Source organism: Psychrobacter sp. (genome assembly GCF_036731945.1).
GTDB lineage: Bacteria > Pseudomonadota > Gammaproteobacteria > Pseudomonadales > Moraxellaceae > Psychrobacter.
Genome location: NZ_DAINDI010000054.1, coordinates 12,703 through 21,347, shown reverse-complemented (window position 1 = coordinate 21,347; position 8,645 = coordinate 12,703). Strand labels below are relative to the sequence as shown.

At 41.8% G+C, this 8,645-nt stretch carries 9 protein-coding genes; 8 read left to right on the top strand and 1 reads right to left on the bottom strand.

Going from position 1 to position 8,645, the window contains the following annotated elements; translation table 11 throughout:
• The coding region (locus V7D75_RS10955) for an ADP-dependent NAD(P)H-hydrate dehydratase (RefSeq protein WP_333614581.1) at positions 1 to 617 on the top strand (617 nt) is incomplete at its 5' end.
• Positions 618 to 695: 78 nt separating this feature from the next.
• Here the strand turns inward: V7D75_RS10955 and V7D75_RS10950 are convergent.
• On the bottom strand, positions 696 to 1,205 hold the full coding sequence (locus V7D75_RS10950; protein WP_333614580.1) for a DUF4124 domain-containing protein: 510 nt from the start codon (positions 1,203 to 1,205) through the stop codon (positions 696 to 698).
• A gap of 965 nt (positions 1,206 to 2,170) precedes the next feature.
• On the opposite strand from V7D75_RS10950, the gene V7D75_RS10945 reads away from it, so the two are divergent.
• The 7 genes from V7D75_RS10945 to V7D75_RS10915 form a co-directional block, all read left to right on the top strand.
• A complete protein-coding gene (locus tag V7D75_RS10945) occupies positions 2,171 to 3,883 on the top strand; it encodes an acetolactate synthase 3 large subunit (protein WP_333614583.1) in 1,713 nt (570 codons plus the stop codon).
• Positions 3,883 to 4,380: an acetolactate synthase small subunit gene (gene ilvN, locus V7D75_RS10940; protein ID WP_068408422.1), complete on the top strand. Its 498-nt coding sequence runs from the start codon at positions 3,883 to 3,885 to the stop codon at positions 4,378 to 4,380. Before V7D75_RS10945 ends, ilvN begins: the two co-directional genes overlap by 1 nt.
• A 134-nt stretch (positions 4,381 to 4,514) precedes the next feature.
• Positions 4,515 to 5,531, top strand: a complete 1,017-nt coding sequence (ilvC, locus tag V7D75_RS10935; protein WP_068408420.1) for a ketol-acid reductoisomerase — start codon at positions 4,515 to 4,517, stop codon at positions 5,529 to 5,531.
• A 274-nt stretch (positions 5,532 to 5,805) separates the two neighbouring features.
• Positions 5,806 to 6,231: a hypothetical protein gene (locus V7D75_RS10930; RefSeq protein WP_068408418.1), complete on the top strand. Its 426-nt coding sequence runs from the start codon at positions 5,806 to 5,808 to the stop codon at positions 6,229 to 6,231.
• Between the two features lie 367 nt (positions 6,232 to 6,598).
• Positions 6,599 to 6,811, top strand: a complete 213-nt coding sequence (locus V7D75_RS10925; protein ID WP_333614579.1) for a cold-shock protein — start codon at positions 6,599 to 6,601, stop codon at positions 6,809 to 6,811.
• A 293-nt stretch (positions 6,812 to 7,104) separates the two neighbouring features.
• On the top strand, positions 7,105 to 7,680 hold the full coding sequence (locus tag V7D75_RS10920) for a DUF421 domain-containing protein (RefSeq protein ID WP_333614578.1): 576 nt from the start codon (positions 7,105 to 7,107) through the stop codon (positions 7,678 to 7,680).
• 507 nt (positions 7,681 to 8,187) lie between these two features.
• Positions 8,188 to 8,645, top strand: a 458-nt coding sequence (locus tag V7D75_RS10915; RefSeq protein WP_333614577.1) for an electron transfer flavoprotein subunit beta/FixA family protein, incomplete at its 3' end; no start/stop codon positions are given.

Sequence of the window (8,645 nt, the reverse complement as noted above, 5' to 3'; positions counted from 1 at the left end):
CGTTATTTATAAATTATATCCAAACGGCGGTAGAAAACAGCAAGCCAATAGTGATTGATGCCGATGGCCTATATCATTTGGCAACATTACAGGCTGGCGAGCATAAACTGGTTACACAGCTAAAAGCGCATAGTACTAAACATCAAGTTTGCCTAACACCGCATAGTGGTGAAGCGGCAAGATTGTTGAATAAAGAGGTCAGTGAAGTAGAAGGGGATAGGTTAGCCACAATAAAACAGTGCGCCAAAATCTATGGCGGAGATTGGGTGCTAAAAGGGGCAGGGTCGCTAGTTTTGGAGAACGAAGCAGGGAAAGGACAAATTTACGTTTGTGGCGTCGGCAATGCAGGGATGGCAAGCGCTGGCATGGGTGATGTGTTATCTGGCGTCATTGCAGGTCTGTTAGCGCAAAAGGATTTAACCGAAGAAGCGCGTAGTTTGCACCAAGCGGTTCTGCTTCATGCTCTGGCAGGCGACTGCTTAGCGGGGCAGGCAGAAAATTTTGAAAGTCTTAGCCATGCTTATAATACTCGCTCATTATTGATCGGCCAACGAGGCTTACAATCACAGGATATGCCCGTTGCTATTCGCCATATTATGCACCTGATAACTGACTGAATCATCAGTCATCAGTATCAACGACTAACGTTGAATAGAGCAGTGATGGTATTATTCAAAGGTATATGAAGACCGAGTTTAGGTACCATTACAATATTGATTGATGGCTTGCTGTACACGCTCGCGTTTTAGCTCAATTTCACGACCATCTAAATATTGACGTTTACCATTGGCATCCATCTCGTAGATGCGGCCACCAACATTTAGGTTGGTCAGATTATTGCGTAATGACTGGCAACGCTGAGCATTGGCCTGTGCTTCTTGTTCTTTAATGCGCGCCTCTAGTTGAGCCACACGCTGTTCTTCAGCACTTTGCGGGGCCGCTTGATTGGCTTCGGTTTTACCTGCCAATTGCCCTGCATTATTTTGTCTGCCGTCACTACGAAACTCTATCACTTCAATGTTTCTACCATTTTGCGGTGCGTGTTGGCTGTACTTCACCTCACCATGCGCGCCGATAGACTTATAAACCTGAACGGCATGGCTAGCATTGATTGGCAGCATGAGCATACACGCCGCGCTGAGACTCATCAGCAGTTTAGTAGCGGTATTTAGGGTAGACGCAGATGCCATGGTAACAATTGCCATAGTGACAATCCTCTTAGTAGGTAAAAAACGGCTGTATATATCAGCTAAGGATAATATTTAATCGTCTCGATAACAATATAAATACACTAGCGTTTGATTTTAGCAAATAATACTTATAAATGTACATTATTTAATAACTAATAGTTAGGGATAGGGTTTAGAAGTTTTTCTTGACAAAGGTGCTTAAACCATCGAATATGATAGCAGTTGATTGGTCAGTGAGCGGCTTTTATAAAATTGCCGTGGCACTTGAAAATAAGGACTACGGGTTGCTTATCAGTAGCTTGCTTAGTTTTATTTTCTTTGTGACAAAAATATAAAGTAGATGGTCATTATCGCAATGATTATCAGATTCTATATTTATTGTCTCCGGACTTATCTGTCTACAATGACTAAGATAAACTTATTATTACTGTGGTTAGTAAGACTTGGCTGTAATAAACAATAGGGCGCAATGTATAGTTTTAACAACAACTCATTAAATAAGTTATACGATTTAGCGATCCTATAGCGTGTCAATATTATTGGGAGTTGTTTTATATCCTGCCTCTATTTATTTATCACTGTCGTAACTTGGTATTCTCAAAATAATAAGCCTCTTTTATAGATGCATTCGCATCTTGTCACTGTCTGTCGATAAAATCCTGCCACAAAGCTGACCCTACATATATTGCTGTGTTTGAGTGCGATGCTGTTCTATATAACAGTATTACTTGGATATAGTGGGCACACATTCTTGATATGGATAAGAATTCCAAGTCTTCTTTATAAGAAAGACGAACAACCTTGTACAAACGGTGTTTTCTCTTATAAATGAGCGACCATTCTTACCACAAAAAAAGGTGATGACAGTGACGCAAACCACGCAAAGTCCAAATATGACTGGACATACCCAAACGGGTAATGCCGCCAAAAATTTTGAAGAAAAGCAACAACGCCTTGCAGAAGGTAGCGAGCAGCCTGTGATGTTATCTGGCGCTGAAATGTTGGTGCAAGCACTGACCGACGAAGGGGTCAAATATATTTTTGGTTATCCAGGCGGCGCCGTTCTACATATCTATGATGCCTTGTTTCAACAAGAAAATATTGAGCACATTTTAGTGCGTCATGAACAAGCAGCCGGCCACATGGCAGATGCTTATTCACGCGTGACCGGTCAGACAGGTGTGGTGCTCGCGACCTCAGGTCCAGGTGCGACCAATACCGTGACGGCAATCGCCACCGCCTTTATGGATTCTGTGCCGATGGTGGTTATTTCAGGTCAGGTGCCTAGCAGCCTAATTGGTGAAGATGCCTTCCAAGAAACTGACATGGTTGGTGTATCGCGTCCTATCGTCAAGCATAGCTTCCAAGTGCGCCACGCTAGCGAAATCCCTATGATTGTCAAAAAAGCCTTTCATATCGCTCAGTCGGGTCGCCCAGGTCCGGTAGTTATTGACGTGCCAAAAGATATGACAGCGCCAAGTGAAAAATTTGCTTATGCTTATCCAAAAGACGTGTTTATACGCTCGTATCAGCCGTCACTAAAAGGTCATAGCGGTCAAATTAAAAAAGCGGTTGAAACCTTATTATCGGCGCAGCGTCCTGTTATTTATGCAGGCGGCGGGGTCATTTGGAGTAAAGCGAGCAAAGAGCTGAGGGAACTTGCGCATCGCTTAAACTTGCCAGTTACCAATACCTTAATGGGATTGGGTACTTTTCCAGGTTCTGATGAGCAATTCTTAGGCATGCTTGGGATGCATGGCACCTATGAAGCCAATATGAGTATGCATCATGCTGATGTCATCTTGGCAATCGGTGCACGTTTTGATGACCGAGTGACCAATAATGTCAAAAAATTCTGTCCGAATGCGACGATTATTCATATAGATATTGATCCAGCATCTATTTCAAAAACCATTAATGCCCATATTCCAATCGTCGGCGATGTTAAAGCGGTCTTGACCGATATGTTAGAAATCATCGGTGATGATAAAGAGCTTGAGCAACATGCCTTATTAGATTGGTGGTCACAGATTAATGAATGGCGTAAGCGTCATGGGCTACGTTATGACACCAGTACTGACAATGGTATTAAGCCACAAGCGGTGGTGCAAGCTTTAGATAAAGTGACCAATAGTAACGCTATTGTCACCAGTGACGTCGGTCAGCATCAGATGTTTGCTGCCCTTTACTATACTTATAATGAGCCTGGTCAATGGTTGAACTCCGGCGGTTTGGGCACCATGGGTGTGGGTTTGCCTTATGCGATGGCGGCAAAACTTGCCAATCCTGAGCGCGACGTAGTGTGTATTACCGGTGAAGGCTCTATTCAGATGAATATTCAAGAGCTATCAACCTGCTTACAGTATGACTTGCCAGTCAAGATTTTGAACCTAAACAATGCACAGTTGGGCATGGTTAAGCAGTGGCAAGATATGCTGTATGAAGGCCGTCATGCGCAGTCTTATATGAACTCACTACCAGACTTTGTCAAATTGGCCGAAAGCTATGGTCATGTCGGTATTAAGATTACCGATCCTGCGACTATGGAAGCACAATTGGCTGAAGCCATGGCCATGACCGACAAATTGGTATTTATCGACGTTTATGTCGATCGTAATGAGCATGTTTATCCGATGCAAGTCGCGGGGCAAGCGATGCGTGATATGTGGTTAACAAAAGGGGAGCGTACCTAATGCAACAACAACATCTGATTTCGGTATTGATGGAAAACGAAGCGGGTTCGTTGTCGCGGTTAGTCGGCTTGTTCTCCCAACGCGGCTATAACATCGAGACGCTAAACGTCGCCCCTACGGATGATCCAAGCATCTCACGTCTGACGGTCACCACCATTACCTCGCCTGAAAGAATCGAGCAAATCACCAAGCAATTGCATAAATTGATTGAAGTGGTTAAAGTGCTCAATCTAACAGACAATGTGCACGTCGAGCGCGAGCTGATGCTTATTAAAGTACGAGCGTCGGGCGGTGTACGTGAAGAGATTAAACGCAGTGCTGATATTTTCCGCGCTCAAATCGTTGATGTCAATTCTAACCTATACACCATTCAAATCGTTGGTGATAAAGCCAAGCTTGACGGCTTTATCGATGTGATTGGTCGCGAGCGCATTATGGAAGTGGTGCGTTCGGGTGTGATTGGTATTGCACGCGGTGAAAAAACCCTAAGCTTATAACTTTATAATCGTTATTAAAAATCTTAATTTATTATCAACAGCGCGCTCATTTTAGCCAACACTTTAGAGTTTCGGTTAGAGCAGGAGCGCTTATTATCCATGGCCAGCCATGTTTTAGGAAAAGGACTCTATTTATGAACGTTTATTATGACAAAGACTGTGACCTATCAATCATCCAAGGCAAAAAAGTTGCCATTATTGGTTACGGTTCACAAGGCCATGCACACGCGTTGAATTTACAAGACTCAGACGTCGATGTCACCGTTGGTCTACGCGCCAACTCTAGCTCATGGAAAAAAGCGGAAAACGCGGGTTTAAAAGTTGCTGAAGTAGAAGAAGCGGTAAAAGCGGCTGACGTCGTAATGATTTTGACCCCTGATGAGTTCCAAAAACAGCTTTATAGCGATGTGATTGAACCAAACATCAAAGAAGGTGCAACCCTTGCTTTCGCGCATGGTTTTGCCATTCATTACAACCAAGTTGAGCCACGTAGCGACCTTGACGTTATTATGGTGGCGCCTAAAGCACCAGGTCATACCGTACGTTCAGAATTTACCAAAGGTGGCGGTATTCCAGATTTGATCGCTATCTATCAAGATGCGTCTGGTCAAGCTAAGCAGTTAGCCTTGTCTTATGCTGCTGGTGTTGGTGGTGGTCGTTCAGGCATCATCGAAACGACCTTTAAAGATGAGACTGAAACTGACTTATTTGGTGAGCAAGCGGTACTTTGCGGCGGCGCGGTTGAGCTGGTAAAAATGGGCTTTGAAACCCTAACAGAAGCCGGCTACGCTCCTGAAATGGCTTACTTTGAGTGCTTACATGAGCTAAAGCTTATCGTTGACCTCATGTATGAAGGCGGTATCGCTGATATGAACTATTCAATCAGTAACAACGCTGAATACGGCGAATATGTGACTGGTCCAGAAGTGATCAACGAGCAATCACGTGAAGCCATGCGCAATGCGCTAAAACGCATCCAATCTGGCGAATACGCAAAAATGTTCATCAGTGAAGGCGCGACCAACTATCCTTCAATGACTGCCCGTCGTCGTAACAACGCTGAGCACCAAATCGAAGTGACTGGTGCGAAATTGCGCGGCATGATGCCTTGGATCGGTGGCAACAAAATCATCGATAAAGACAAAAACTAATTGGCTAGTGAGCGATTAGATAATTAATTGCTCATTTAGAAATCAAAGCCCGTGTTATCACTTGATGACACGGGTTTTTTTAATGGCTGGCAATTCAATAATCTAGAGAAAGTTGCCACCGTAATCGTTTGCTCCTGGTTGAAAACTCATTATTACTGCCTCATATAAGCAGACTTGCTTATTTTATTTAAAAAATACTAAAACCAAACGCTAAAGAATGATCTGAGCGCTTGATTTTTTATTCTTATTTTTTCTTGATTACAGGTTGTCTGTTGTGCAAATACCAAGTCCTAACTGGCTAACGCCGCAATTTATCTATATTACTCTGAGCGCTGTAGTAGCAGTATTGATTTGGATAGAAGGCGAGATGCTCAAGCGCAACCAAGGTAAGCTGCCGCAATCTAAGTTCTTTCGCATCAGCTCTTTACTTGATACCGCTTGGTTCTTTGTCTCTACTCTGGCGTTGTACGTCATTGATTTGGCGCCGTTGGCTATTGCCGTGCCAGTCGCTTATAGCATCTATACCATCTACGGCTGGATATATGGCACGCGTCTGCTCAAACGCAAAGGCATACCAGACTCACCGAAGGATTTGGTGGTGCCAGCTAAATATATCGCCTATAGCCAGTCGTTTTCTTTGATATTTTTTGCCTTGTGTCTACTAGTTTTATTATCACCATGGTTGCCGTTACCTGCATAACCATGTTTTAGCGTTTAGATGATATTTTTGGTTGTTGTGCTATTAAGAGCATCGTAAATCAATTGTTTTAGCTTAGATACTATAAAATAATTATTAAAATCAACTATTTAAATAATAAATAGTTATTTAATGATAGAGCTGACAGAAGGCCGCGGTTTTTTACAAAAAAAAATAATTTAACCTGTTGCACTTTAGAAAAGCTGCTATAATCAGCTTGTACTCGTAGGATTTTAGGCAAGAGCTTTAGGTTATCTTCTAGATAAATCAAGGGTTTAAGCCGATGCATCTAGCAAAAAATACTTGAGTATATATCAATTAATCGGTGATGACACACGTCTCGCCAACAGTTAAAGAGTTAGGAAAATTTATGTCAGAGAAAGTTGAAGGCACTGTAAAGTGGTTTAATGAAGCTAAAGGTTTTGGTTTTATCGCTCAAGACAATGGCGGACAAGACGTATTCGCTCACTACAGCGCTATCCAAGGTAACGGTTTCAAAACTCTAGCCGAAGGCCAAAAAGTGCCTTTCATCTTAGGTGATGGCAAAAAAGGCCCACAAGCTGAGCAAATCGAAGCTATCTAATCTTAGTGATTATTGAGTGAACTGATTTATCAGCCAGCTTGATACCATAAAGATGATCGATAAGTATTGATTCCTTTGTTTGTTAAAACAATAAAAATACTGTTTAGACGTTAAAAAAAAGCAACCATTCATCAGGTTGCTTTTTTTATGATATTTTTTTAAGAAAATGACTTAAATTCTGTAAGTTTGGACAAAGCGTGATTATTTATTTTTGACAATAACGCTGTTATCTTAATAGAGGATTAGTTTAAAAAAGTTTTTAGGCATTAATACCAAATAAAAAAGGCGAGTGTATGCAGTGGGAAAAATGGTTTGCGATTGAATGGCCGCAAGTGCTCGGTATTTCACTATCGGCGCTTGGATTATACTTGGGACTGATTTTGTTTACGCGGTTGATGGGGCTACGCAGTTTTTCCAAGCTTTCAAGCTATGATTTTGCCATGACTGTTGCTATCGGTAGCATACTGGCGTCAACCATCTTATCTGACAGCCCATCTTTGGCGCAAGGCTTAGTCGCCGTTGCGGTATTGTTTCTTATTCAAGGTACCATCTCTGTCATCAGGCGTAAGTCTAAGCCTCTAAAATCAATGATTGATAATCAAGCAATTATCTTAATGGCGCACGGAGAGTATTTTTGCGATAATTTAAAAGAAGCCAATCTGACCAAAAATGACGTGCAAGAAGTATTGCGTAAGAACGGATTAAAATCAAAAAGCGAAGTATTCGCTGTTATTATGGAAACGACTGGCGATATGAGTGTTATTAAGCAGGATAGTACCGCGCCTGACTGGTCGCTGTTCGACGACATTCGTGACAGCCATTTGCTAATTAACTCTAAGAGTAAATCTGATAATATGCCTAGACAATAAAAAGTGGGAAGATGAAATCATAGTAAAGTAAGCAGTAATTACAAAGCTGTCTCTGTTATAAAGGACGGTCGAGTTAGCGTATTCGAGCAAATTAACTCTCTATTTAGGCACCTATAGACAGTTTTTGCAACAATGGTGACAAATTTATGACGCATTATTCACGGCGTTGTCTTGACCTTAGCCCTGTGCTCACGCAAGATAGACGGGTCTGATAATAACGGTTGGCTTAGCTTTAGCAGGATTTAAGCGTTTGCTGGTATATTTTTATTATTGGTAAATACTTATAAAAGTAAATACCAATAATAAATCACGACTAGCGAATAATAAATATGATGCTGCGATATTTTGGGTGGGCGGCTTATACATATTTATGTTTAAATCTATGTTAATGTGGTAAAAACCTTTAGTAGTATTTTGAACGACAATTTGTACTACAGTTTGAAAAGAATGAACCTTTGGTTCTTAATTGGTAATTTTTAATTCATAACATTAATAAACGAGGAACGTATGAAAGCATTAGTAGCGGTCAAGCGTGTCATTGATTACAACGTAAAAGTTCGTGTAAAAGCTGATAATTCGGGCGTAGATTTATCTAACACTAAAATGTCAATCAACCCTTTTGATGAAATTGCTGTTGAAGAAGCCGTTCGTCTAAAAGAAGCGGGCGTGATTGATGAAGTCATCGTCGCCTCAATCGGTCCAAAAGAATCACAAGAGCAAATCCGTGCAGCTTTAGCCTTGGGTGCTGACCGTGGGATTTTGGTCGTATCTGACGAAAAACCTTATCCACTACAAGTTGCTAAAATCCTTAAGAATATCGCTGAATCTGAGTCTACGGATATTATCCTATTGGGCAAACAAGCCATCGATGACGACAACAACCAAACCGGTCAGATGCTAGCAGCATTGATGGGTATCGGTCAGGGTACTTTTGCGTCAGAAGTAAAAGTTGAAGGCAACAAAGT